This is a genomic window from Paenibacillus algicola (genome assembly GCF_005577435.1).
Classification (GTDB): Bacteria; Bacillota; Bacilli; order Paenibacillales; family Paenibacillaceae; genus Paenibacillus_AQ; species Paenibacillus_AQ algicola.
The window spans coordinates 3,074,409-3,101,016 of sequence record NZ_CP040396.1 but is presented as its reverse complement, the minus strand read 5'-3'; the positions used below and the strand labels follow the sequence as shown (position 1 = coordinate 3,101,016).

19 protein-coding genes and 1 pseudogene are annotated in these 26,608 nt (G+C 47.3%); 11 read left to right on the top strand and 9 right to left on the bottom strand.

The features are described 5' to 3' along the window. Positions 1-221 precede the first annotated feature (221 nt). Together E6C60_RS14510 and E6C60_RS14505 are read left to right on the top strand one after the other, a co-directional pair. Positions 222-2,405, top strand: a complete 2,184-nt coding sequence (locus E6C60_RS14510; RefSeq protein ID WP_138226491.1) for a hypothetical protein — start codon at positions 222-224, stop codon at positions 2,403-2,405. 141 nt (positions 2,406-2,546) lie between these two features. After that, the gene (locus tag E6C60_RS14505) at positions 2,547-3,524 is read left to right on the top strand and encodes an aldose 1-epimerase (protein WP_175415310.1); all 978 of its coding nucleotides are present in this window, start codon (positions 2,547-2,549) and stop codon (positions 3,522-3,524) included. 261 nt (positions 3,525-3,785) lie between these two features. Here E6C60_RS14505 and E6C60_RS14500 read toward each other — a convergent pair. From E6C60_RS14500 to E6C60_RS14490, 3 genes and pseudogenes are all read right to left on the bottom strand, one after another. Next, positions 3,786-4,504: pseudogene (locus E6C60_RS14500) on the bottom strand (transposase). A gap of 128 nt (positions 4,505-4,632) precedes the next feature. Further along, positions 4,633-6,096: a sulfatase family protein gene (locus E6C60_RS14495; protein ID WP_233281015.1), complete on the bottom strand. Its 1,464-nt coding sequence runs from the start codon at positions 6,094-6,096 to the stop codon at positions 4,633-4,635. Between the two features lie 38 nt (positions 6,097-6,134). Next, positions 6,135-7,277, bottom strand: a complete 1,143-nt coding sequence (locus tag E6C60_RS14490) for a glycoside hydrolase family 88 protein (RefSeq protein WP_138226489.1) — start codon at positions 7,275-7,277, stop codon at positions 6,135-6,137. Positions 7,278-7,392: 115 nt separating this feature from the next. Here E6C60_RS14490 and E6C60_RS14485 point away from each other — a divergent pair, with 115 nt between their 5' ends. Next, on the top strand, positions 7,393-8,271 hold the full coding sequence (locus E6C60_RS14485; RefSeq protein WP_138226488.1) for an AraC family transcriptional regulator: 879 nt from the start codon (positions 7,393-7,395) through the stop codon (positions 8,269-8,271). A 69-nt stretch (positions 8,272-8,340) separates the two neighbouring features. Here the strand turns inward: E6C60_RS14485 and E6C60_RS14480 are convergent, their stop codons facing one another. Then, on the bottom strand, positions 8,341-9,237 hold the full coding sequence (locus E6C60_RS14480) for a helix-turn-helix domain-containing protein (protein ID WP_138226487.1): 897 nt from the start codon (positions 9,235-9,237) through the stop codon (positions 8,341-8,343). A 156-nt stretch (positions 9,238-9,393) separates the two neighbouring features. Between E6C60_RS14480 and E6C60_RS14475 the strand changes: the two genes are divergently transcribed. Both E6C60_RS14475 and E6C60_RS14470 read left to right on the top strand, forming a co-directional pair. Next, positions 9,394-11,661 (top strand): glycoside hydrolase family 3 N-terminal domain-containing protein, encoded by a 2,268-nt coding sequence (locus E6C60_RS14475; RefSeq protein WP_138226486.1) that lies wholly within the window; start codon positions 9,394-9,396, stop codon positions 11,659-11,661. Positions 11,662-11,761: 100 nt separating this feature from the next. Beyond that, a complete protein-coding gene (locus tag E6C60_RS14470) occupies positions 11,762-13,150 on the top strand; it encodes a sulfatase family protein (RefSeq protein WP_138226485.1) in 1,389 nt (462 codons plus the stop codon). A 129-nt stretch (positions 13,151-13,279) separates the two neighbouring features. Here the strand turns inward: E6C60_RS14470 and yhbH are convergent, their stop codons facing one another. Continuing rightward, a complete protein-coding gene (yhbH, locus tag E6C60_RS14465; protein WP_138226484.1) occupies positions 13,280-14,431 on the bottom strand; it encodes a sporulation protein YhbH in 1,152 nt (383 codons plus the stop codon). A 203-nt stretch (positions 14,432-14,634) separates the two neighbouring features. Between yhbH and galA the strand changes: the two genes are divergently transcribed. The 5 genes from galA to dgoD are packed head-to-tail and all read left to right on the top strand — an operon-like array spanning position 14,635 to position 21,258. After that, on the top strand, positions 14,635-17,193 hold the full coding sequence (galA, locus tag E6C60_RS14460) for a beta-galactosidase GalA (protein WP_138226483.1): 2,559 nt from the start codon (positions 14,635-14,637) through the stop codon (positions 17,191-17,193). A 48-nt stretch (positions 17,194-17,241) separates the two neighbouring features. After that, on the top strand, positions 17,242-18,102 hold the full coding sequence (locus E6C60_RS14455) for an amidohydrolase family protein (protein WP_138226482.1): 861 nt from the start codon (positions 17,242-17,244) through the stop codon (positions 18,100-18,102). A gap of 3 nt (positions 18,103-18,105) precedes the next feature. Further along, the gene (locus E6C60_RS14450) at positions 18,106-19,062 is read left to right on the top strand and encodes an aldo/keto reductase (RefSeq protein ID WP_138226481.1); all 957 of its coding nucleotides are present in this window, start codon (positions 18,106-18,108) and stop codon (positions 19,060-19,062) included. Between the two features lie 2 nt (positions 19,063-19,064). Then, on the top strand, positions 19,065-20,093 hold the full coding sequence (locus tag E6C60_RS14445) for a zinc-binding alcohol dehydrogenase family protein (RefSeq protein WP_138226480.1): 1,029 nt from the start codon (positions 19,065-19,067) through the stop codon (positions 20,091-20,093). Between the two features lie 46 nt (positions 20,094-20,139). Next, positions 20,140-21,258, top strand: coding sequence for a galactonate dehydratase (gene dgoD, locus E6C60_RS14440; protein WP_325053161.1), 1,119 nt, complete (start codon positions 20,140-20,142; stop codon positions 21,256-21,258). Between the two features lie 98 nt (positions 21,259-21,356). Here the strand turns inward: dgoD and E6C60_RS14435 are convergent, their stop codons facing one another. From E6C60_RS14435 to E6C60_RS14420, 4 genes are all read right to left on the bottom strand, one after another. Continuing rightward, positions 21,357-22,142, bottom strand: a complete 786-nt coding sequence (locus E6C60_RS14435; protein ID WP_217496336.1) for an AraC family transcriptional regulator — start codon at positions 22,140-22,142, stop codon at positions 21,357-21,359. Between the two features lie 124 nt (positions 22,143-22,266). Continuing rightward, complete coding sequence (locus E6C60_RS14430; RefSeq protein WP_138226478.1) at positions 22,267-23,763, bottom strand: sulfatase family protein; 1,497 nt, start codon at positions 23,761-23,763, stop codon at positions 22,267-22,269. A 153-nt stretch (positions 23,764-23,916) separates the two neighbouring features. Then, entirely contained in the window at positions 23,917-24,792 is an 876-nt protein-coding gene (locus E6C60_RS14425; protein ID WP_138226477.1) for a helix-turn-helix transcriptional regulator, read from the bottom strand. Between the two features lies 1 nt (position 24,793). Beyond that, entirely contained in the window at positions 24,794-25,693 is a 900-nt protein-coding gene (locus E6C60_RS14420) for an AraC family transcriptional regulator (RefSeq protein WP_138226476.1), read from the bottom strand. Positions 25,694-25,823: 130 nt separating this feature from the next. Between E6C60_RS14420 and E6C60_RS14415 the strand changes: the two genes are divergently transcribed. Continuing rightward, on the top strand, positions 25,824-26,600 hold the full coding sequence (locus E6C60_RS14415; RefSeq protein WP_138226475.1) for a phytanoyl-CoA dioxygenase family protein: 777 nt from the start codon (positions 25,824-25,826) through the stop codon (positions 26,598-26,600). Positions 26,601-26,608: the final 8 nt, after the last annotated feature.

The window sequence follows — 26,608 nt, the reverse complement described above, 5'->3', positions numbered from 1 at the left end:
GACTTTTCTCTACTGCTGAGAAAAGTCTTTTTGTTGATAAACAATAATTAACATATATGTATTTTAATAGAATAAAGTTAAGATTTTCATATTCTTTTGAAGTGAGGATTAAGTAATCTGATGAAGCAGGAATTATATTCCTGGACACAGTCCATGGAAGGGAGGAGACCGATTATTCGTTGTTATTGAGGCAATAAAACCCATATGAGGAGGCAAGGTTAATGAAAAAAATGCTTGCAGGCGTGATGGCTCTGATTCTGACAGGGTCTTTACTGAGCAGTCCCGGTACTGTAGAAGCAGCGGTCCCGTTCCCCACCTTGAATTTCGATAATGGCGCGGTCCCTGCGTACGTGACCGGCAGTAATGCCACACTCCAGGTGGTCACGAATACGACGGGCTCCAAGGCGCTGCGGATTAATTATGCGGCAGGGGATTTCCCGTCGGTTCAGTTCTCCCCGTCTACGCCGTGGAATGTAGGCTCCGGCAATGCCATTGCGTTTGAGCTGACGAATCCAACAGATAAGGATATTACATTCTATTTACGTGTGGACGACAGTGCACAGGCGGATGGCGTGAAGGACTCGATCGTCACGCAAGCGGTGGCGAAGGCCAAGAGTACTAAAAATTATTTCCTGAGCCTTAGCCCGAACGTGCTGGATCTGGGGATGCGGTTCCTTCCACCGAATCCGGCGGGCGCCCAAATGGGATACGCCTGGGGCGATAAGACGATAAACAGCAGCAATATCGTTTCCATGCAATTCTTTCAATTATACCCTTCTGCCAGCTCGGCGCTCGTGCTGGACAATTTGAAGGTCATTAAGGATCCCAATACCGACCCCAGCTATTTGAACGGCATCGCAGATAAGTACGGACAGTATACAGCCGTGAACTGGGGCGACAAAGTGACCAAGGATCAGGACCTTTTGGATGACAAGGCACAAGAGGCAGCAGCTCTCAACGGAGCTCCGCCTGCCGTTCTCAGTCAGTACGGTGGCTGGAAGAATGGTCCCAAGCTGCAGGCTACCGGCCATTTCAGAGTGACACAGCATGCCGGGAAGTGGACGCTTGTGGATCCGGAAGGCTATTTATTCTTCTCTACCGGCCTTGATGTAGTCCGTCTCGATGATATGCACACCTGGATCTCTGGAAGAGACAGCATGTTCAAGGATCTTCCGGCGAAGAACAGCTCGCTCGGGAAGCATTTCCGCTATACGACCTCCGTGGGCAGTCCGCCTTTGGGACAAACCGAGGGCTGGCTCTTTAACCATTACTCTGCCAACCTGGAGCGCAAGTATGGAAATGATTATGTGAACCAGTGGAAGAATATCTCTGTAGCCCGCTTTAAGAACTGGGGCTTCAATTCTCTGGGCAACTGGTCGGAGCCGTCACTGTATTTTGGCAAAGGCTCACAGCATAAAATGGCGTATGTCGCTAATGGCTGGACCAATGTGGGCACACATGCCACGATTCCGAGCGGCGAATGGGGAACGGTTGCGGACCCGTACGATCCGCAGTTTACGACCAGCGTCAAAAATATGGTTCAGAACCAGATTCTCGCCTATGGCGTGGCCCAGGACCCTTGGGTCATCGGCGTGTATATCGACAATGAAATTCCTTGGGGCAGCCCGGCGACGACGGATAGTAAATATTTGCTGATCAGCAACATTCTCGCCATGAATGCATCTGATGCCAAAAGCCATGCCAAACGCGCTATGATTGCACATCTGCAAACGAAATACAACAATAATATCGGCGCCTTGAATACGAAATGGGGAACCTCCTTTGCCTCCTTCACGGCAATGAATGCACCGTTCAAGCCGGCACAGATTTCAAATGGGATGGTACCGGATTATTCCGCAATGCTGAAGCTGCTTGCCCGCAAATACTTCTCAATTGTCGATGCTGAATTAACCCAGAAGCTGCCGAACAAGCTGTACCTGGGAGCGAGATTTGCCGAGTGGGGCATCAGTAAGGAGGTTCAGGAAGCAGCAGCGGAGTATGTCGATGTCGTGAGCTACAACGTGTATAAAGAATCGGTTAACGGCCATAGCTGGATGGACATCAGCAGCTTGAACAAGCCGGCCATCGTCGGTGAATTTGCATTCGGAGCCAATGACCGCGGCATATTCGGAACCGGCCCGAATTCGGAATCGGCCGCATCCAGCCAGCAGAACCGGGCCGAGAAGTTTACCAACTACGTCAATGCAGCGCTGAAGAATCCATATTTTGTTGGAACACACTGGTTCCAGTATGTGGATGAGCCATTGCTGGGCCGCCATTGGGACGGCGAGAATTACAACCTAGGCTTTGTGGACGTCGCTGACGTGCCGTATGCAGCGATGGTGAACGCTGCCAAGAACGTACACGCTAAGGCGTATGCGACCAGATTTGGCGGGTCTTTATAGATTTAAAGACCTATGGAACATCTTGTCAGCCCTTTTTCCAGCTACTATACTACAATAGATGAATTTAGCAGTGGCTGGGGAAGGGTGAAGGACAGCAGATGCTGTTCCTTACGGTTCAGCCCTTGGAGAGGAAGATGTGGTGTGGATCGTTATGAGATTGTATTTGCTGAGCAGGACGGCTGCTCTGTCGTGGAGCTTCGAGACTCTCAGCTAGGAGACCGGGCCCGGCTTGTTCCGGAGCTCGGCGGTAACCTGATTTCGTTAAACCTTAACGGGCGCGAGATCCTGGCGGCACCGGATTCCGTAGCGCAGCTAAAAGAGGGTCAGACCATGTACGGAACTCCGATTCTTTTTCCACCTAATCGTGTACAGGACGGCAGATTCACATTCAAGGGCCGAACTTATCAGCTGCCGATTAATGAGGAGCCCGACCGACATCTCCATGGTGAGCTGTCGCGCCGGGAGTGGAAGGTCGTGGAGCGGGGGAGCTCTGATGATAAAGGAGCCTATATTGTGCTTTCCTTTCGCTATGCCGATCATGAGGATATGCTGACCTATTTCCCGCATCCGTTAAGCTTCAGGATGACCTTCTCACTGCGGGAGGGGCAGCTGCACATGGGCGGTACGATTCATAATGAGGGAAAGGATGAGGCTGCATTTGCCTTCGGGCTTCACCCTTACTTCTATACTCCAAGGCTGGAGCAAGGAGACGGGGTGCTGCAAGCTCCGGCAGCGAGAGAGTGGCCGATCACCCGCTTTACTTTTGTGACCGGACCTCCAGAGGATACAGCACTTGCAGCGCAGCTGCGTCAGGGGATGCCGCTGCATCAGATAACCCCGCTCGGCTCCGCAATGCTGGAGCTTCAGCAGCTTCCAGAGCGGGTATGCCGCCTTCAGCTTAAGGAGCAGGGGTACACCATCGCTTACCAGTTCGGAGAGACCTTTCCGTATCTGCTGATCTTCCGTCCTAACTGGTCGGAGTCGATCTGCCTGGAGCCTTACTCCTGCCTTACCGATGCGTTTAACCTTCCCTATCCTGCGGACATGACAGGAGCTCGGGGCATTGGACCAGGCGAGCAGCTTGCGTTTGAAACTTCAATGTGGGTAGAGGATATTTAGCGGTCAATGTGGACGTGTTACCGGAAAGATGGAAAGATGGGAGTGCAGAATACAAAGACGCAGGGTGCTTATGCAGCCCTGCGTTTTTGTGTTGGAGCAATAAATTTACCTTTGGAAATTCATATGTGTTATTAGGTTAGGTAGCCTCAATAAGTTTATGTAAGGCGGTAAGGATATCCATCGGGACGATGGAAATGAGTGATGTCTGAATGTTGAGACCGTGTTGTTCGTGGGGGACAAAGCCCAACGTTTGTGCGGTCGTTACTGGTTACTCAAAGGTAGCGGATAGCGTTCATCTAACATCTCAGCAAGCTTCTTTTTGACCTCTGTCATCCCGAATCCAGGTGTGACGCGTTCTGCATACGTATCGTTGTACTCAATGCATTGTAAGTAGACGACTTTCTCGGCCGCATCCATATTCGTTAAACTGTTCATTGGCTTGAGCCGCTTACGAAACTCCTTGTTCATACGCTCGATGGGGTTCGACGTATAGATGGCCTTCTTCAGTACTTCGGGGTACTTGTAGAACGTCAACAGCGTCGACAGTTGGCTCTCCCATGACTGCCAGATCTGAATGTCTTCAAGCACAGTTGCCGTAATATTGCTTACCTTCGTCGGAGAATAGTGGCTGCCGAACATGCTCTCGATGAAGCGAACGACGTCACGGGTGCCCATGCCGCTTTTGTACATTTGGATGACGGCTTCCTCCAACCAACCGTCACGACGTGATACGGTTCGAACACTTGCGTCTGGAACTCGCCGTTACGATCTCGCGGAACCGACAGGTCCTTGATGTTGCCGTATTTCGTGTGAAGGGAGCGCTTGTAGTAGCCATTGCGGCTATTGTGTCTGCAGGACTCGTCCGATTCCATAAAGGCTGTAATTTCAGCGCGCATTATGCGCTCGAGGTTATCCTGTACAAATTGCATGACAAGATTTTCAAATAGATTATTCATCGTGTTTTCGGTTATATTAGTCATCGATAGGGTCCTTTCTCTGGTGGCATCGCAACCCCGAGAATACCCTGCTTTTTTTGTGTTTGGCTAGACCACAAATTCTGGTACACAACTTATTTTACGCCAACTTGGGTTACCTTAAGCACGTATACTTAGATCTCTGTTATAGCCGAATTCTGAAACATTATATATTTAGCATGAAAGCATTCGAATGCATTCTCTGGAATACGGAGTAGATCCTTCGTTTCTGCCATATGTTTGCGAAGAGTCTCTAGCATTTGTTCAAGAATAACTCTATATTGAGGATTAAATGCTAAGTTACACTGCTCTTGTTCATCCTCTGCTGCATACAGCTCTATAAACAGCTCATCTTTGAAGAGATCAACGATCAATTTGAATTCTTTGGTTACTATACATCTTTGATAATTCCCTCGAGAACCGTTTCCGTCATATTGAATAACTACTTCTTCTCTAATGTCTGCCTGATGACCTTCAATAATGGACATTAATGAATGTCCTGACAAGTCGTCAGGGGTATTCAAACCTAGAAACTCACATAGTGTTGGCAGAACGTCAACCGAGCTAACCAGCGCATCCGAGGATTTAATTCCAGGCTGATAGGATGTAGGGAATTTTATGAACAACGGAGTGCGAACGGATTCCTCATACATGCACATTTTTTGCCATAATCCATGGGAGCCCAACATTTCTCCATGATCGCTAGTAAATAAAATTAAAGTGTTATCGTATAAATTTTGTCTTTTTAATTCTGCAATAATCGTCCCCACACAATCATCTAATAGTGAAACCAGACCTGTGTACACGGGCCAGATTTCACTCCAGTCTTCTCTTGTATAGCGAGAACCTAGCACCCCGGTTAAATTGTACATCTGCAGAGGGGATTGGTTCGCAGACCAGCGCCCCACGTTATATGGAAGCTCTACATTTTGAAATTTGGAGTACCATGGGTCCGGGATCTCTAGTGGTGGATGTGGAGCCAAAAACATAGCGTTTAACAAAAAAGGCCTTGTGCGATCTCTATTTTGTAACGCTTCCAAACTGCACTTTGTAATAAAACCATCATAGAAATAATCAAAACCTTCTTCATAACAGCCTACCGTGGGTATAGAGTATCGTCTTAATTTGGTTGTTGTTCCTCCCACCATCTCTGGGATAAGGGCCGTAAACTTTTTTCCACCAGGTTTTCTCTTGCCATGCTCTTTTAGGTATTGATCATAACGTCGCTCTAGAGACTCCCATTTGGTTTGAGATTCAGGTTTGAGGTCAAATTGGTCCTTCGTATGAAGATGCTGCTTACCTGTATGCCAGCTGTCCCAGACCTCTTCCATTAATGTATATAAATTTTCTATGCCTTCCTGAACTTGACCATGTTGCCTTTCAAGCGGCTCCCACCCGTTGATTAAACAGCCTGTTTCGTTTGGATACTTCCCTGTAAAAAACGCACCCCGGGCCGGGACACAAATAGGTGAAGCACAATAGGCTCTGTTAAAAACAACACTTTCCGAAGCTATTTGATTGATGTTTGGTGTGTGTTCTCCGAGTAAATCATAACGAAGCTGGTCAGCCATTATTATAACAACATTGGGTTTAATCAAGTGAATTCCTCCAACTATAAATGAATGTTTTTTCGCGTTTACTCACTCATCCCTTGTGGTCGGTCATACCAATACCCCTTATGCCCATTATCAAGGCGCATTAAGGCTTCGAGGTAATAATAGTCCCCCCAAATCACGAAATCGTCTGGTGAATTCCCTGACCTGACGCTGTAAGAACCGCGTTTTATTAAGCCTTGTGCGTCTGGTTCACTTATTGTGGAATAGCTTTTAACTAAGCCATGCATGGATTTTTCCATACCTTCTTGTAGAAATGCTTTTTCCGGGTGATTCTCAGGCAGGTATTTTAGTAATTCGTGCAGTCCACATACGGTAATTGCAGATGCTGAACTGTCTCGCTTTGTGTCCGGTGTGACTGGCGCATCAAAGTCCCAATACACCACGTGATCCTTTGGCAGTCTTTCAATAAAGTATTTAGCCATTCTAACAGAGGTTTCTAAGTACAATGGGTTCTTGGTATAGTAATAGGATAGAACAAAACCGTAAATTCCCCAAGCCTGACCGCGTGTCCAAGTAGAACCATCCTCGTAGCCTTGATGTGTTCCTCCTCGAATTGCCTCTCCTGTCGTTTGATTAAAATAAAATGTATGATAAGACGAGTCATCGCCTCTTACAATAAAACGTCTAGTTTTATCCGCTTGCGATATTGCTGCTTCCAAATACTGCTGGTTACCTGTTACCTCATAGGCCCAGTAAAGCAAAGGAAGATTCAGTAAACAATCAATAATAATACGTCCTCCATTTTGCTCATTACCTTCGGGACCCCATGCTTGAAGAATTTCCATCTCTGGTCTCCAGCGCTTCATAAACACATCAGCAGCTGCGAGGGTAAGCTCTTTAGCCTTTGGATCCCTCTCAATCATCCATTGTGCTTTTGAGGATAAGGAGTAGAGAAACCCAATGTCATGATGATCAAGATTAATATGGTGATCTAGTCTATTTCTGAAGCTATCCACTGTTTTTCTTGCTGCATTTCTGAATATCTCATCACCGCTATACTCATAACACAGCCATAAAATACCGGACCAGAAGCCATTCGTCCAATCTGTGTTGGGATTTAAAAGATACTTATCCTCTTTACTCACATGAGGAAACTGATCTCCAAATCGTTCTATGTTCCTTCTCGTCTTGGCTATAGCGTTTTCAAGTGCTTTTTGCCACATTATTTTACACTCCCTTGCATCGGTTTCATTTAATACTATCAAAGGAAATGAAAAATCTGTTAAGGCTGATTGTGATAATATATAGATATATTGCGATTCTGAAGGGGACATTATAATGAACGGTCATCATGTCATGAATTTTTTAGACAGACCCTTCCATGGGAACTTTAAAGTCCAGGCTGACCATACTTATACAGGTTTTTTTCACTACCACCCAGGCTTGGAATTTCTTTATGTTCACCAAGGAGATGGTACTGTTGTATTAGAGCAACAGGTATATAAAATCGAACAAGGCGCTTTATTCATATTCCAGCCTTTTCAATTGCATCATGTCAAAGCACAATTGAGTAAGGAAACCCCATATATACGCTCCACTATTCATTTCGATCCGGAAGTATTTAATCGCTACTTTCAATCGTTTTATGAGATAGACCGCTTTTTTCAATATATTTGGAAAGGTTCATTAACTAAACAAGTGTTTCCTTCATTTTCTGAGCAATTGCCGATCGAGCCGCTCATTAGCTACTACAAAGAAAAGATTACCGAATCGGTCGGTAATCTTAAGCTTGAATATCAAGCCTTACTGTTACAGCAGCTAATGGTGTTTCTTTATGATGGGCTGAACCAATCAGAATCACTTAATTCTTATTCCTTGAGAACGACTACACATACTGAGGACATTCTTCAATGGGTCGAACAACATTTCTCAGAACCGTTCAAACTTGAAGCAATTGCTGAAGAATTACATTTATCTAAATATCATATTTCACATTTATTCAAACGAGATACCGGCAGTACGATTACCAATTACATCCTGGCTCGCCGGATTAAAGAAGCCTGCATGTTACTATCCACTACTCAGCTTTCGATATCTGAAATTGGTTTATCAGTAGGTTGGCCTATCCCTTCCCATTTTGTCCATCAATTCAAAATGATTACAGGAATGACTCCGCTGCAATTCCGAAAAGATAGGGCCTCTAACGCCAGAATGTAATGTGCAGGCAGCCGACCTCTACAACTGTCTGCGAAGCTCGTGAAAAATTGTAGTTTTGAGTTTGAGAACTTAAAAGTAAGGGTTGCTATATATTTTTCTGAAATGAATAGGTGAAACCCCTGTTTTTTTCTTAAATAAGAAACCGAAGTAGGCACTGCTACCAAATCCACATCGCATGGCAATATCCAATATACTTGCATCTGTAGTAAGAAGCATTTTTTTTGCTTTCTCCAACCTCAACTCATTGATGTATTGATTAGGGGTTTGCTGCATCACTTTAGTAAAAACGGAATGAAAATAAGAAGTACTCATTCCTGAAATCTGAGCTAGTTTAGCCAAATTCCAAGACTCTTCCAAGTTAGCTTGGATACAAGTTACTGTATTCTTAATCATTTTTGAATGCGCTGAGGAGGGAACATCCTTACTTGATTGGTGGACAATATGATCCTCATGCAATTGATGAATGATTTGAAGAATAATAGACTTTATCAACAAGTGTGAGCCGGCATTTTGTTTGATAAATTCATTAAAAATCCGTTGAAACCAATATTCATACTTTTCCGCAAATGGAGGGCTGAGTATAGTTGGGATCGCATTCAGTATGGGATTCATATAATAGGGCTGAGATACTTCTTGAATTGTTCCAACAGTATACTCACAGTCCTCTTTACCTGTATTGTTCAGCATGTCAAAAACAACCAAGTGGCAAGAATAAGGCATGATAGATTGGTTGAGATCGCCTGGCCTTCTGAATACCACGTCATTTTTTTTGACAGGGTAAAGAGTGCCATTTAAATCAATTGCTCCTTCGCTTTCAGTATAAAACTCTAACTCATAATCGTAGACTAGGCGATTCTTCAGACGAGAAGCTTTTTCACGCTGAGTTCCATTGAAATAAACGGATGTGAGTATTCGAGGATTTACTTGTTCATTCGTAACGTGCAGAGTTTCAAGACTGATAGACATTTTTTTCCTCCCATATTAAAGAGTTCATGCATATGACAACATAATTATAATAATATTTCTATAATTATCACAGAATATCAAATGAAAAGTTCGCATATATAAGCTAAATTTTAAACAGATATCCAAATAAGATTTATATTATGGGAGGATAAACACTTGGAAGCGTATAAAAATCAAGCATTATCTGTTGAGGAGCGGGTTCAGGATTTGTTGTCTAGAATGACCCTGAAAGAAAAAGTGGCACAAACGCTTTCTCTTGGAAAGCTGCCAGATTTATTTGAAGAAAATCTGATGAATTATAATGACGAGGTAGAACTGCAATTTGAAGACGATATTTTCAAACATGGAGCGGGTGCTATTCAAATGGCATTCAAAACAGATTCTATCGAAACAAGAATTAAAAAGTTAACCGCAATGCAAAACTATTTTTTAAATAAAACTCGTTTAGGAATTCCAGTGATGGCTCAAGAAGAATGTCTCCATGGGCATTTGGCCAAGGGTGCTACATGTTTTCCTGTACCGATTGCGTTGGCTAGCACATGGGATCAAGAGCTTGTAGAACGAGTGTTTACGGCGATTGGTAAAGAAACTAGTGCAAGAGGAGGACATGAAGCTCATACACCTGTACTTGATCTTGCGAGAGATCCACGCTGGGGAAGAACAGAAGAGACGTACGGAGAGGATACGTATTTAGTAACTCGCATGGGCGTAGCAGCTGTAAAAGGACTGCAGGAACATGTGATTGCAGCACCTAAACATTTTGCTGGATACGCTCAATCCGATGGGGGGCGGAATTTTGCGCCTAGTAACATCCCCCCTAGGGTGTTGAAGGATCAAATCCTACCTCCATTTAAAGCCGTGGTTGAAGAGGCTGGCGCCTTAGGCATGATGCCATCTCATAATGAAATTGATGGAGTACCCTGCCACAGCAGTAAGTATTTATTAACCGAGCTGTTGAGGGAAGAATGGGGATTTGAGGGCATTGTTGTCTCAGATTATTCTGATAGTTCCAGACTTGATGTATTATTTCATGTTGTAAATAATCAAAAAGAGGCTGCAATAAAGGCCTTGAAGGCGGGATTAGATATGGACCTGCCGAGCGGATACTGTTATATCCACCTCATTGAAGCCGTAACAGAACAACCCGAATTAGAAGCGGTGTTGGATATTGCTGTGGCTAGAATTTTGCGGCTGAAATTTCATTTAGGTTTATTTGAACGTCCTTATGTGGACCCCGAGCATGCCAAACAGATTATTAATTGTCCTGACCATGTAAAAATTGCAAAGGAAGCAGCAGACAAGGCGATTACATTGCTTAAAAATGAAGGCAATTTATTGCCTTTAAACACTCAAAATATTCAGACATTAGCAGTTATAGGGCCGAACGCTGATCCGATCTGTACAGGCACGTATAGCACAATTCCGAATAAGGGAATCAGTATACTGGAAAGTATCAAGCAAAAATATGAAGGTGAAATCGATATAAGATTTGCTCAAGGCTGCAAAATCACTTTTGAAACCGATATCAGCGGAGAATCTGAGCTTGATAAGCGAGTACATAACCCTAAATTATGTACAATGGCGGAAAATAAAGAATTAATCGAGGAAGCGGTTCGAATTGCCAAGGAATCTGATATAGCCGTTTTATGTGTAGGAGGGAATACTTTAACGAGTAGAGAGGCTATTTTTATTGGAGACGATCGCGGAGACCGGACTGATTTGAATCTGGCTGGAGACCAAAACGAACTGGTAAGAAGGATTGTCGAGACAGGTACGCCTATAGTCGTCATTCTGACAAATGGCACACCGTTGTCCATTAATTACATTGCTGAGCATGTACCTGCTATCCTGGAAGGATGGTATCTCGGGGAAGAAACGGGCAACGCAATTGCTGATGTTTTATTTGGCAAGGTGAATCCTAGTGGGAAGTTGCCGATTACGTTTCCGCGTTCGGTTGGACAACTACCTGTTTATTATTCTCAAAAGCCTACAGGTTTATTTAAAAAATATCTGTTTGATCAAAAAGATGGTCCGCTATTTGCATTTGGAACGGGCTTGAGTTACACCACGTTTCAGTATGATAACTTGACAATTTCAGAAAAAAATATTTCTATATCAAGTTCTACCTCTGTGACTGTAGATGTGACAAATATTGGTGAGTTATCGGGAGACGAAATTGTTCAATTATATGTATCGGATGTCGTTAGTTCCGTGACTAGACCCATAAAAGAATTGAAAGGGTTCAAACGAGTTACTCTTCATCCTGGAGAAACTAAATCGGTTTCATTTACGGTTGAGCCTTCCATGCTTAGTTTTACAAACGAAGATTTTGAAACGGTAGTAGAACCAGGAGAATTCAAAATTATGGTGGGTTCAAGCTCGGTAGAATACCAATCTGTGGTTTTGCAGGTGGTAGAGAGCTAAGTATACGCAAAGTGCTTTTGTGGGAAAAAGTCAAGAATGGTCACCAGAAAAAAATAAACATTGGCCGTAGCGATGGTTAAGCACAAATAAAGGAGAGTTAATGATGAAGCAACCCAATGTAATTGTATTTTTCACCGACCAACAACGCTTTGATACGACGGGCGTGCATGGAAACCCTCTAGGGCTAACTCCGAATTTTGATCGGATTGCAAGAGCAGGTACACATTTATATAACATGTTTACTTGTCAGCCGGTGTGTGGTCCTGCGAGGTCTTGTCTCCAAACGGGTCAGTATGCTACCACTACAGGATGCTATCGGAACGGTATACCATTGCCGCTTGAATCCAGAACTATGGCTCATTACTTCAAGGATGCTGGCTACAATACAAGCTACATTGGCAAATGGCATCTGGGGAGCGAGGATCCGGTGCCGGTTCATGAACGCGGAGGCTATGAGGAGTGGCTGGGAGCAAATTTGCTGGAATTTGTGTCTGACGCCTATGATGCTGTTTTGTTTAATAACGACAATAATCGTGTCAAGTTTCCAGGCTACCGGGTAGATGCCCAGACCGATGCGGCCGTTCGTTATATCCAGAAGCAGCAAGAGATGGAGAATCCTTTTTTTCTGTTTCTCTCATACCTAGAGCCTCACCATCAGAATTACTCGGATAATTATCCCGCTCCCGACGGTATGGAGGAGATGTACGCGTCGCGCTGGACGCCGCCAGATCTTGCTGCGCTCGGAGGCACTGCACATCAGCATTTGGGTGGTTACTATGGGATGGTAAAACGTTTGGATGAAGCCCTAGGGCGCTTGCTTGATGCACTTAAAAGCCTGAATATGCTGGAAAACACCATCATTTTATTTACATCAGATCATGGTAACCACTTCAAAACACGGAATGGGGAATACAAGAGATCCTGCCACGAAAGCTCCATACGAGTGCCAACTGCTATTTATGGCCCTGGCTTTATGGGGGGAGGCCAAATACGTGATCTCGTCAGTCTGGTCGACCTGCCGCCAACACTGCTAGATGCGGTGGGTATTAAAGTGCCCTCAGATATGCAAGGGATGTCTATAGTTCCTCTTGTGTATCGAAGAATTGCAGATTGGCCGAAAGAGGTGCTTGTGCAGATCAGCGAGTCTATGATCGGAAGAGCTATACGAACGGATCGATGGAAGTATTGTGTCGTTGATCCTAATACGAATGGAAGTGAAAGAGCTGGTTCGGATTGTTATGAGGAAGCTTTCCTATACGATTTGCAGGCAGATCCTTACGAACTAAACAATCTGATTGGCCTGGAAACCTTCAATTCAGTAACAGCTGAGTTGAGAGCACGTCTTCAAGCTCGTATGGTAGAGATTGGAGAAACGTTACCGAAGATTGTACCTGCGCAATCCAGAGCTCCTGGACAGAGAAGCGTAACCATAACTGAAATGAAGCACCATGACTGGCCTAAGCACGGCGCAGCTACAGATAAAATTTAACGTCTTAATGACCTTAAATGATACTTGTAAGAGAGTAAATAAAAAAATTGAAGATAAGGAGCTATGCGATCTGTTCTCGCTTAGCTCCTTACTGCTTGAATGCACAAAGTTTTCCAGGCTCTCCATTCTTTATGTCGCCGGGCTCTCCCGCTTATGGAAGAACGTCTTTAGCGCCTTATAAACCTCATCTTTTTCTTTAATAATTGAAAAAATAAATTTTTTGTCCTGAATGTGCTTATAGGCGGACATCAACGTACTGCTGCGGTTATATTGATTGACCTCGCCATAGCCAAACATATTGCTCACCTTCAGCAGCTCGCTAATGAGCTTGACGCAGCGCTCGTTGTCAGAGGTGAGATTGTCTCCATCCGAGAAGTGAAAGGGGTATATATTGTACTTAGACGGCGGGTAATTCCTCTGAATTAAATCCAGTGCTTTGATATAAGCAGAAGAGCAGATCGTTCCGCCGCTTTCACCGCGGGTAAAGAACTCCTCCTCCGTCACAATCTTAGCCTCTGTATGATGCGCGATAAATACGAGCTCTACATGCTCATATTGCCGCCGCAGAAAGCGGGTCATCCAGAAGAAGAAGCTTCGTGCGCAATATTTCTCAAACGTTCCCATGGAGCCGGAGGTATCCATCATTGCGATAATGACCGCATTGGATTCCGGGATGACGATATCCTCCCAGGTCTTGTAGCGAAGATCGTCCGGACTGATATGATGAATACCGGGCCGGCCGCTGGAGGCGTTGCGCCGCAGATTTTCCAGAATGGTACGCTTTTTGTCGATGTTGGACATGATCCCTTTTTTGCGGATGTCATTAAAAATGATAGATGGCGCTTCGATCTGCTCCTTGTCTTTCGGCTGCAGATGGGGCAGCTCCAGCTCCTCGAACAGCATGTTCTCCAGCTCCTCGAGATCGACCTCGGTTTCTACGACGTCCTGACCGGGCTTGTCACCAGCCTTCTCTCCCTGTCCCGGCTGCTGCTGTGCGGGATCCCTTCCCAGCACATCGCCGGTTTGGCTGCTGCCATCTCCTTGACCCACATGCTTTTGCTTCTGATGATTATAAATAAAACGATATTCATCCAGGCTTCGAATCGGCACTTTAATGATCTGCTTGCCGTCAGACATAATAATATTTTCCTCAGTAATCAGATCCGGCAGGTTCTGCTTGATGACTTCCTTGATCTTGCGCTGATGGCGAACCTGGTCCTTATAACCTTTACGGTGAAGAGACCAGTCTTCTCTGGATACGATAAAAGAGCCCTCCGTCATATGTCCACCTCCTGCTTGAGCTAGACCCCAAAAAACGTGTCTTGTAGGTAGTGTATGCGTCCCGAAAAAGAGGTATGAATAAGCGGCCGCCTCATATCCCAGCAGCTGAAATAGTCGAGATCTGAACATTAAAGGTCGATCAGAACGCTTTTAGGTGCACGGGGAAAAAGCTATGATAATACAGAAGTAAGCATCAACAACTTATGAATGCGCTACCATTTCAGGAGATGAGACTAAAGGAGAAGGGAGAGCTTGGCTTGTTCAGACAGCAGTTAAGTATGAATAAAGGTTGGAAGTTCTATGATGGTGAGCTGGCAGATTTCAGCTATGATGCTATACACCGGGAGCATTATGCACAGCCGCAATGGATTAAATCGGGAAACCACGGGGTTTCTAAATGGGGATACGACGACTCCGACTGGCAGGAGGTTCAAATTCCGCATGATTTCGTATCGAGCCGGGGACAATTCGCTGAACATTCACCGGCTTCGCTGGGCTCGCTCGTTAAGGGAAGAGGATGGTATCGGAAAGCGTTTCAGCTCACGAAAGAGGATGACGGTTTGTGCCTAAGCCTCGAATTTGATGGGGTGTACCGGAACTGCTCGGTGTGGTTGAACGGACATTTTATCGGCAGACATCTTAGCGGGTATGCCAGCTTTTCCTTCGATATTACGGATGTTGCATGCTATGAAGGGCCCAATGTGGTGGCTGTATATGTAGATGCCTCTGAGAACGAGGGCTGGTGGTATGAAGGCGGAGGGATTTATCGGGACGTGAGGTTAGTGAAAACAGCTTCCCTGCATATCCCGCAATGGGGCACCTTTGTCCAAACGGAGCTCCATACTGATTACAGCAGTGCTCTGATTACCATTCAGACCGAAATCCAATATAGTGATGAAGATGCGGTGTCTTTGGAGCTGTGCTCTGCCATTTATGATCCCAATCAACAGCAAGTGGGAGCAGTGAGCAGCTCTGCGGTTATAGAGGGAGAAGGCCTCATTACACTCACCCAGTCCATCACGTTGGAGAATCCTTTATTATGGTCGATAACTACGCCGCAGCTGTACACTTTACATAGCCGTCTCAGCACAGGTGGACAGGTCGTGGATATTTATAAAACGATATTCGGAATCCGGGAGGTCAGGTTCGATAATGATCAAGGCTTCTTATTAAATGGCGATGCTGTGAAGCTTAAAGGGGTATGCTGTCACGAGGATCATGCCGGTGTAGGGGTAGCCGTGCCGAAAGCGGTGAATGAATATCGAATGCTGCGGCTAAAAGAAATGGGCTGTAACGCTTATCGGAGCTCTCACAATCCGCCGAATCCGGCTATTGTCGAGGCCTGTGATCGCCTGGGCATCGTAATGATTGATGAAATCAGACATACTGACACCTCAGAAGAGGCCCTGAATCAGATGAGTCGTTTAATACGGAGAGATCGGAATCATCCGTCTATCATTCTATGGTCGCTAGGTAACGAGGAGATGAATATTCAGGGCAGGCCTAGAGGTGTCCGCATCCTGAACAGGCTGCAGCGACTGGCCCATAAGCTCGACCCGACGCGAAAATGCACGTACGGGATGAATGCTCAATGGCTGACAATGACTGATTTTCATGAGCTGAATGGCTTCCATATTGATGTGCACGGATTCAATTACATGATGCTTCGCAATAAACATGCGTATAAGGATTTCCGGGCGAAATATCCGGGCCAAGGCTTGCTGGGCACCGAGAACGCCTCTACCTTATCGACCCGGGGCTTGTATACGGAAGAGCAGAGCTCGGTTCCACTACACGTCGCTGAGCATGCCTTGCCTAGGATTATCTGGTCGAATCCGGATCGGGAAGGAATCGTTAGTGCCTACGGAGAAACCTATCCGGTGTGGGGAGCCCGCCCAGAAGAGGCGTGGCAGGCTGCAGCGGAAGAAGACTATGTAGCCGGCCTGTTTGTCTGGACGGGATTTGATTATCGGGGCGAGACCATTCCTTATGAATGGCCGAGCGTCGTGTCCCGCTTTGGCATAATGGATTTATGTGGATTTGCCAAAGACATCTATTACTATTATCAAGCACGGTGGACAGATGAGCCTGTGCTGCATCTATTTCCGCACTGGACATGGCAGGGCAGAGAAGGCGACATCATCGACGTCTGGAGTTACTCTAACCTAGAAGACGTTGAACTGTTTCTGAACGGACGCAGTCTGGGCAAGCAACCAGTACCGGTCTATGGCCCTGTGAAGTGGCAAGTTCCGTATGAAGCCGGACGTCTGACAGCCTGTGGCTGGCAGCAGGGAAAGCTGGTGAAGGAAACCGTTGTGAGGACAGCTTCAGAGCCTCTCCGACTTGACTTGTCCACATCCCGTGCTGAGCTGTCTGCCAATGATGAGGATGTATGTATCGTACAGGTTGCGGTGAAAGACCAGGCTGGGGTGTTCGTTCCTGATGCTGACCAGGAAGTGAGCTTTACTTTGGAGGGGCCGGGAATCATACTGGGCACGGGCAATGGGAATCCGCTGAGCCATGAACAGGATAAAACACCGCAGCGCCGGTTGTATCATGGCCTATGCCAAGTACTGGTACAGGTCAAAGGAGCGGCGGGGATAATCAAGCTGAAAGCCCAGTCTCCGGGGCTGGAGGCTGCGCAGCTAGTCATTCAGATTCATCAAGCTGATCCATTGCTGCCTTTCGTAGCCGTCATCGACAAAGAGCAGGCAACACGGAATAGTTCGATGCAGCGGGATGCTGCAGACGGAGGGCTGTAAGGAATAACCTCTGCTAATCTCAGTGAATAAAGGAGTGTTCTTCAAAAAATGAGAATTGATGCTCATCAGCATTATTGGTGCATTACCCGCGGAGATTACGACTGGATTACGTCAGCGATTCCAGAGCTATACCGAGATTTCGTGCCTTCTGATCTAATCCCCTCTCTAGACCGCCATCATATCGATGGGAGTATTGTGATTCAGGCGGCGCCTACCGTGGAGGAGACCGAGTATCTGTTGTCCTTTGCCGGAGAAGAAGAGAGCATTCTTGGAGTAGTGGGATGGCTGGACATTGGGGCTGAAAATTGGAGCAAGCATTATCATCAGTATAGGCAGCATTATAAATTTAAAGGACTGCGGATTGCACTGCAGGAAATGGAGCATCCGGAGGATGTCTTGGAAGGCCAGTCACTTCGTACATTGCAGATGCTTGCAGAAGATCGATTGCCGCTCGATCTGTTATTACTGCCGCATCAGCTGCACGTCGCGATCAAGCTGATCCAGGCTGTGCCAGGTCTGCACGCTGTTATTGACCACCTGGCCAAGCCAAACATTGCAGCCGGCAGTTGGGAGCCGTGGCGCAGTGAGATCAGCCACATCTCCCAATATCCCAACATCTATTGCAAATTATCCGGGATGGTGACAGAGGCACAGCATCAGGCATGGACTGTGGATGAATTCGAGCCTTACATCACACATGTTCTTCAATGCTTCGGTCCGGATCGTGTCATGTTCGGCAGTGATTGGCCGGTCTGCCTGCGCTCTGCCAGCTATGATGAGGTCGTGAATGTGCTTCAGCACGGAATCCCGCCCCATTGGGGGGATGAAGAGCGGAGCAAGCTGTTTGGCAGGAACGCCGCTTTATTTTATCGGTTAGAGACAACCCATTCTAGAGAAGGAGGCAGGTAGGCTATGAAATATCGCCAGCTGGGAGGGACCGGACTAGACGTTTCGATCCTGAGCTATGGAGCTTCCTCACTCGGCTCTGTATTTCGGGATACGGAGGAGAAGGAGAGTATTCAAACGGTTCATGAAGCTATAAACTGCGGGATCAATTTGATCGATGTCTCTCCTTATTATGGACACACCAAGGCAGAGACGGTGCTCGGGAAAGCACTCCGGACCGTTCCCCGTGACCAATATATTCTATCCACCAAGGCCGGACGGTATGGAGAAGATACCTTTGACTTCAGCCGTGACCGAATCCATTCTAGCCTAGAGGAGAGTCTGAAGCGGCTGCATACAGATTATATGGATATTTTATTGCTTCATGATGTGGAATTTGAATCCTCAAGGGTCATTCTGGAGGAAGCGGTTCCTGCCTTGAAAGAACTGAAGAAGCAGGGAAAAATACGATTTTACGGCATTTGCGGTCTGCCGCTGCCGATGTTTGAGAAGCTGCTTCCGCAGATGGATGCGGATGTTATCATTTCGTATTGCCATTATTCCTTGAATGATACGACGCTGCTTTCCTTGCTTCCGCTGCTGGAGAGCCGTCAGGTTGGACTGATCAACGCCTCTCCTCTGTCGATGGGATTGCTGGGAACCCGGGGTGCTCCGGATTGGCATCCGGCAAGCAACGAGGTAAAAGAGGCTTGCCGGAGGGCGGCAGAATATTGTAAGACGCAGGGAATGGACATTGCGAAGCTGGCCCTCCAGTTCTCCACCTCAAATGAGGACATCCCGACGACGCTTGTCAGTACAGCGAATCCTGGCAATATCCGGCGTAATGCTGTCTGGACGGAAGAGAAGCTGGATTTACAGCTGCTGCAAGAGGTGCTGGAGCGATTAAAGCCGATCACCAATCAAACCTGGCTCAGCGGAAGACCGGAATACAATACGCATTTGGAATGGAAGCAGGGGGATTGAGTATGAAGGGAATTGTCTGTTTAAGTCCGGAGCGATTGGAGCTGCGGGAAATGGAAGAGCCGGAGCTGCAAGAAGGACGGGCGATTGTTTCGATACGTAGAATTGGTGTCTGCGGCACGGATTTACATGCCTATATGGGCCGGCAGCCGTATTTTTCATATCCGCGAATTCTAGGCCATGAGCTGGCAGGTGTCCTAGAGTCTGTACCTGCCGGTGTCACGGAGTGGAAAGCCGGGGACCAGGTGAGCGTTATTCCTTATATGCATTGTGGAGATTGCGGAGCCTGCAGGAGCGGCAAGACGAATTGCTGCTCCCACATGCAGGTGCTCGGCGTTCATGCGGATGGAGGAATGACAGAGCGCATTTCAGTTCCAATGGAGCACTTGATTAGCGCAGATACACTGTCACTGGATGAAGCTGCATTGCTGGAGCCGCTCAGCATTGGTGCCCATGCAGTGAGAAGATCGGGAATCATGCCTGGACAGCGGGCGTTGGTTATTGGTGCAGGTCCGATCGGATTAGGGGTAATGGCCTTTGCCCGGCTTGCAGGTGCCGAGGTCATTGCCATGGACGTGCAGCCGGAACGGCTAAAGTTTTGTAAATCATGGGCCGGTGTGGAGCATACCGTGTTGGCGGGAGAAGATGTTCTAACGAAACTAACTTGTATACTGGATCAGAATTTACCTGATGTGGTGTTCGATGCTACAGGCAATGCTCAATCCATGATGTCCGCTTTTGACTATACAGCTCATGGCGGAACCCTTGTGTATGTCGGGCTGGTGAAAGGAGAGATCACCTTTCAGGATCCGGAGTTTCATAGACGGGAATTAACCTTGATGGGCAGCCGTAATGCGACCCGGGAGGATTTCGAGCGGGTGATACAGGCGATTCAATCGAAAAAGCTGGATGTGAGCCGGCTCATCACACACCGAACCCGGTTTGAGCAGATAACAACTGAATTTGAACAATGGCTGCAGCCCGGGGTTATTAAAGCGATGATTGAACGAAATGAATCGGGAGAGGAAAAGTAAAGTGAAGATTACAAGCTTAGCGCTTTTTCATGTTCGGCCACGTTGGTTGTTCCTGAAAATTGAAACCGATGAGGGCATTAGTGGCTGGGGCGAGCCTATTGTTGAAGGAAGAGCAAGAACCGTTGAAGCAGCCGTAAAGGAAATGGAGTCTTACCTGATTGGGGCAGATCCGTTCAAGATTGAGCATCATTGGCAGGTGCTGCATAAAGGGAATTTCTATCGTGGAGGCGCGGTATTAACCAGCGCATTGAGCGGGATCGAACAAGCACTTTGGGATATCAAGGGGAAATATTACAATATGCCTGTGTATGAGATGCTCGGCGGCTCCGTTCGCGATAAGGTTCGGATGTATAGTCACTGTCACGGCTATGGAAATGATCAGGGTTTAGGCCAGGAATCTGTGGAAAAAGCGGTCTCGACTGCCCTCAGAAAAAAACAATCGGGCTTCAATGCGCTCAAGCTGTCCATCGAATGTCCTTCACGCCATGTGGATACCTTGGCCTTCGTGGAACGGCAAATTGCAAAGCTGGCAGCCATTCGTGAAGCGGTAGGCAGCGAAATGGATATTGCCATTGATTTTCACGGAAGAATCAGTCCTGCCATGTCTATACGCCTGGCGCAAGCCATGGAGCCGTATTATCCGATGTTTATAGAAGAGCCATGTTTACCGGAAAACGTCGATGCACTGGTGCGGGTAGCAAACTCTACCTCCATTCCGATTGCAGCAGGGGAACGCCTGTTCACCAGATGGGGCTTCAGAGAGCCTTTGGAGAAGCAGGCGATCGCTATCGTACAGCCGGATCTTTGTCATGCGGGCGGGATTTTTGAGAGTAAGAAAATAGCCGCGATGGCAGAAACCTATTATGCATCCATTGCCCCTCATAATCCGCTGGGTCCAATCTCGCTGGCATCCTGTTTACAGCTTGCAGCCTGTACGCCGAACTTCCTCATTCAAGAGCATCCCTCCATGGACTCCAAATGGGATTTGGGAGAGGGCTATTTGAGACATCCGTTCCAGATTGAGAACGGCTACATTGCCGTGCCGAAAGGACCGGGACTGGGGATAGATATGAATGAAGAAATTATTAGAGAACGTTCTTTTGACGGCTCTTGCGAACACCTCATGTTTTTCATGAGGACGGAAGCTTTGCAGAATGGTAGATAACGTCCTGCTTTGGTGAATCCCCCTTTCGGACCGGAAAAGCTAGACAGATCAACATATACAGATACAGCTGAAGCCACCCTAATGAGCCCGGGGTGGCTTCAGCTGTTTCGATATTCTGTAGGCGATAGGCCGGTATGCTTCTTAAACACCTGAGTGAAGTAATCCGGAGATTCGAAGCCGGCCTGATCTGCAATAGATTTAATGGAGACCTTGGTAGAGCTCAGCAAAGCCTTAGCCATATTCACTCGCTGCAGGTTTACATATTGGATAGGTGAGAAGCCGAACTGTGCTTTGAACAGACGCACTAGATAATGGGGATGTACATTGACTACGCGGGCCAGTTCCCCCAAGGTAATCCGCTCCCTGAGATGACCGTTGATGTGGTCCAGTAACATGCTCATATCATTGGTCGTTTCAGGCATCTGAATACAGAGCTGAGAAGGCTCAACCGATTGAAAATAGAAGTACAGCAGCTCCAGTAATGATGCCTGAACTGCAAGAGGCGACCAAGGATCATCCGTCGCCTCGTACGCTTCGATTAATCGCTGAAACAGTCCTTCCAGCTGTACGGACTGCGAATCTGATACAGTAAGGATTTGGGGGAAGCTCAGCAGTGACGAAAGCGGCTGGGAAGCCACGTTCGCCGTGAAATGGCACCAGTATTTTGTATAGGGCTCAGCATCCAGCAACGAATAGGAATGCTCACATCCCTCTGGAACGAAAACCAAATCTCCACGCTTGGGATAATACGAAGCGCCATCCACTGTAATGTGGCCTGTGCCGTTTTGAATATAGTACAGCTTGTTAAACGTTAGCCGGGACACAGGCCCCCCCCAGGTCAGCGGGGTGGTAGCATATCTTGCGATAATCAAAGTGATTCGCAACTGAGTTAGATACGAGCTGGGTAAACGTGGTTGGTTCTGCACAAAGCTCCCCGCTTTCTGTGATTTTATTATGGTGTAAAGGAAACTACAGCAGCGGAGGTTAGCTCTTCTTGAAGGCTGCAGTTCAAGTCACGGAGTCAACGTCAAGCAGCTCAAGCAGCTCTGGGTACTGAAGGTCATCATCGTGATAAAACGCCTTCAGCTGACCTAGCTTCTCCTTCAGGCTCTGGATCACATCTGCATACCGGGTATCCTCATACAGATTGCATAGCTCATAAGGGTCTGCCACCATATCATACAGCTCCCAGCCAGTGGGAGTTGGTGTCTGCAGAGCCCCGGAAGCATCAAGCGGCAGCCCGTAATAATAGATCAGCTTATACTCCTTGGTTCGAATCCCGTAATGTGCCGGGTTGTCATGCTTGTGCGCCAGGTGCATCCAATAGCGGAAATATATACTGGATCGCACTTCAGTTTCGGTTTCTCCCCGGATTACATCTCGCTGCGATACTCCCTGCATCACTTCCGGCACCGGGATTCCGGCATAGTCAAGAAGGGTAGGCGCCATATCGAGATTAGCCATCAGGTCGGTACAGACCCGGCCAGCGGGGATCTCTTGCGGATATCGGATCAGCAGCGGTGCGCGCAGAGACTCTTCATAGCTCCAGCGTTTATCCTGGTAATCATGCTCGCCGAGAAACATGCCCTGGTCCGAGGTATACAGGATGATTGTCTGCTCCAGCTCACCGGCGGCTTCAAGCTGGGCGAGAATACGACCTACTGAATCATCAATCCCCGCAACAGTACGCAAATAATCCTTCAAATATTTCTGATAAGCTGCAAATCCTTTTTCCTCAAACGTTAAATGCTCCGTTCCGCGTAAGGGTCCGGTCACATAATCCTCTTCACAGAAATCAGCATATAAGCTCCTTGCAGCGTTTCTCGGAGTCACAGAGCTGCCGTAATTTCGGGAAGCCGAACTGCGATGGCACTTGTCCTCGAACAAGCTTTCCGGAACCGGAACCTGAATACCATCCAGCAGGTGCTCATGCCGGGCTGCGTACTCCCAGAAGTCGTGAGAGGCTTTATGATGGCACATCAAAAAGAACGGCTTTCCTGTTTTTCGCCGGGATCTTTTCTGCAGCCAGTCAACAGTCATGTCCGTGATGATGTCAGTAACATAACCGGTGTGCTGCCTGCTCTGTCCGTCGGTGCTGATAAACTCCGGATTCTGGTAGGTGCCCTGCCCGCCCTGGCCGGTTAAAACACTGTATTCATAAAAGCCGGAGGGCTCACAGTGAAGATGCCATTTTCCGAAAATAGCGGTTTCATATCCATGCTGCATAAACAGCTCCGCCATATTAGGACCCTTCGCCGGGTCCCAGGCGTCAGAGAGGGTACGTACACCGTTGATATGGCCATATTGTCCGGTCATAATGGTAGCTCTAGCCGGGGTACAGATTGCATTCGTGCTGTAGTAGTGGTCCATGCGGACGCCCTCCCGCGCAATGCGGTCCAGATTCGGTGTCTTAAAGACGGAGCTGAGCCTGGAGCCATAACAGCTAATGGCATTACTGGCATGGTCGTCTGACATGATATAAACAATATTTGGCCGTTGCGTCAACGAAAATCCCTCCTACAAAGTTACATGATCTCTTCATTGTAAGGAGAAACCACAGCTTAAAACATATAAAAAATTAACTTCTTCCTGTAAAAAATTCACTCTTGTTACAGATTTAAAAGATTTGGTCTTTAAGTCAGCCTACTATTAGGCCCCTTACAGATGCTTATGCTGGACTGCAGCCCTATATTTGCCCGGGGTCAGCCCGACCTTTTGCCGGAACATTCGGATGAAATAAGTGCTGCGGTGAAACCCGACATCGAGGGCAATCTCTTCCACGCTGGCCATCGTTTCCGCCAGCAGCATCTTTGCGCGTTCAATGCGAATATGCTGCAAATATTGCAGTGGCGTCAGGCTCAGATGCTTCTTCATGCATCGGGTTAAATAATCAAAGTTATAATGAAACCTCGCCTCTAGTTTCTCAGAGTGAAAAGGCTCCTGCATATGCGCCTCCAGGTAACCGGCAAGCTCGGTGCACAGCTTCATCGAGCGGGACAACGGCCGCTTACTTTGCATGCCATTCTGTAATTCCAGCAGAACTTGGGCGGCCAGGCTGTGCAGCTCCAGGGCATTCTGCTTAAAGATCCGGTTCTGAATACTCATCATCTGCTCCAGCAGCGGGATGAGGGCGGAGAGCTTGACTGCCGAGAATTTGGGCAAATACATGTTATGGCTCCGAGGATTGGGATCATAGTCGGAGAGCGCAAGAAATTCCTCCATCCACTGAAATCCATCACTGTCCCGTTCCTTTCCAGGCAGTGAATGGCTGAAGTGCATGAAATATGTCTCCGTTTCCTCCTCGCAGGGCTGATGCCCCCAGTGAATGCGGCCGGGCTCAAGCAGCAGCATGCAGCCGGGCAGGATCTCGTAAGGCTGATCGTCCTCAGTAATATACAATGTCCCCTGGGTCACGATGATCAGATCATAAATATTCCAGTTGCGCTTGAAATGAGCTCGTCCTTTTTTCCACCAGGAGTGCCCGACAGTTACAAATTGCGGCAGCGGCGGAATCTGCAGCTCGATCATTTTCATATTACGTGACACCTCCTGAGGAATGGGCGCCGTTCCGGCGATAGAGTCCAGGAGGTAAGCCTTTGACCTCTTTAAACAAGCGAGTGAAGTGATGAATCGAGCTGAATCCGGTAATCTCAGCGACTTCCTGGACGGTTAGTAAAGAGGTCTTCAGTAAATGAGATGCGATACGAATTCTCTCCTCTCGGATGTATTGGGAGGGGGACCTATTCAGTTCGCTTGTGAACAAACGAATCAAATGCCGCTGTGATATATGCAAGTAAGCAGCGAGCTCCTTCGAGCGGATGCTCAGGGATATATTGTCCCGTATGTATAGCTTCGCCTGATGCAGCAGAAGAGAAGTTTCTTGCACAGCTGCAGAGACCGGAAGCTGCTTCCCCTGGTGATAAGGTGCGGCGCAGTGCTCCAGGAGGGCTGCCAGCAGCGAGTAGGACAGTGACGGAAGAATCTCCTCTGGCAGTGAGGTTTGAGGGGTGGCCATAGATGAGAGCAAGGACCACAATTTCCCCATCGCGATCTCGCGGGCATCTTTAAAGTAAACGTTGTCTGGGCTCATCAAGTATTGATTCAGCTGAGCAACATGCTCGGAGGCAGCAGGAGCTTCAAGCTCAAAGGCAACATAAATGAGCCCGATTCCGTGTTCTGAGTCCCCCTGGATTCTATGCCACATTCCGGGACGGGACAGAAACATAGAGCCTTCAGTCAGTGCAAAGCAGGTACCGTCATCATGATAGGTGCCTGAGCCGCTCGTAACGTAGCACAGTTCAAAATAGGCATGTTTATGTACAGGGTGGTCATCATGCAGCATGCTTCCCCAGTAATGGATGTTAAAGGAAACGGAGTTTCCGGTCAGTTGCTGCGAGTATGAGTTCAAATATCTTGAAAATTCCGGATCAACCATAGAATCAGACCTCCTTCTGCTGAAAAAAAGCAAGAATACGTCATTTGGGTTCAAAGATTTTCGCTAGTACCCATACTATACTGATCTTGTATTTGGAGTTCCACCATAAATTTCAGAAGGAGTGAGAAGCATGAACGTCACCGAATCCATCAAATCCCAGTATGAACAGGAGGGCTACGTCAGACTGCCAAAGGTTCTGGATGATGAATTGATTCAAGAAGCGAAAGGCCATGTGGATTGGCTGATGAAAAAAAACCCCGGACTTCGGCCGGAGCAGCTGCATACGGACTTGATGAGAAATGACCCCTTCTGGATCCGTTTGGTGAGTGATGATCGATTGCTGAATATTGCAGAGCAGTTTATCGGGCCGGATATTGCGCTCTTTGCTTCACATTATATTTGTAAGCCGCCATTCGACGGGAAGGCCGTGCTCTGGCATCAGGATGGGGCATTCTGGCCGCTAGAGCCCATGAATGTCGTTACGCTTTGGTTGGCGATCGACGATTCGACACCTGAGAATGGGTGCTTAAGAGTAATCCCGGGCACGCATAAGCAGGATTTGAAGCAAATGAACAAACGGGATGATATTGCGAATGTGTTGGAATATGAGGTTGATCCGGCGTTTGTGGATGAATCCCAAGCTAAAGATATCGTTCTTCAAGCTGGAGGCGTATCCATCCACCATCCCAACATCATTCACGGATCAGAGCCGAACCATTCGCCTCACCGCCGGTGTGGATTGACGATTCGGTATATTCCTGCCACTACCCGCATTACGGCAGAGCCTTGGCCAAGCGCTTTTCTATTGAGAGGAGAAGCGACTGCAGGCATTAACGAGTATTCATCCAAACCGAAATTCATACCTGGAGAGCACATGCCTTTTCAGGGATCGGAGAAGTGGATGTAATCTCGAGA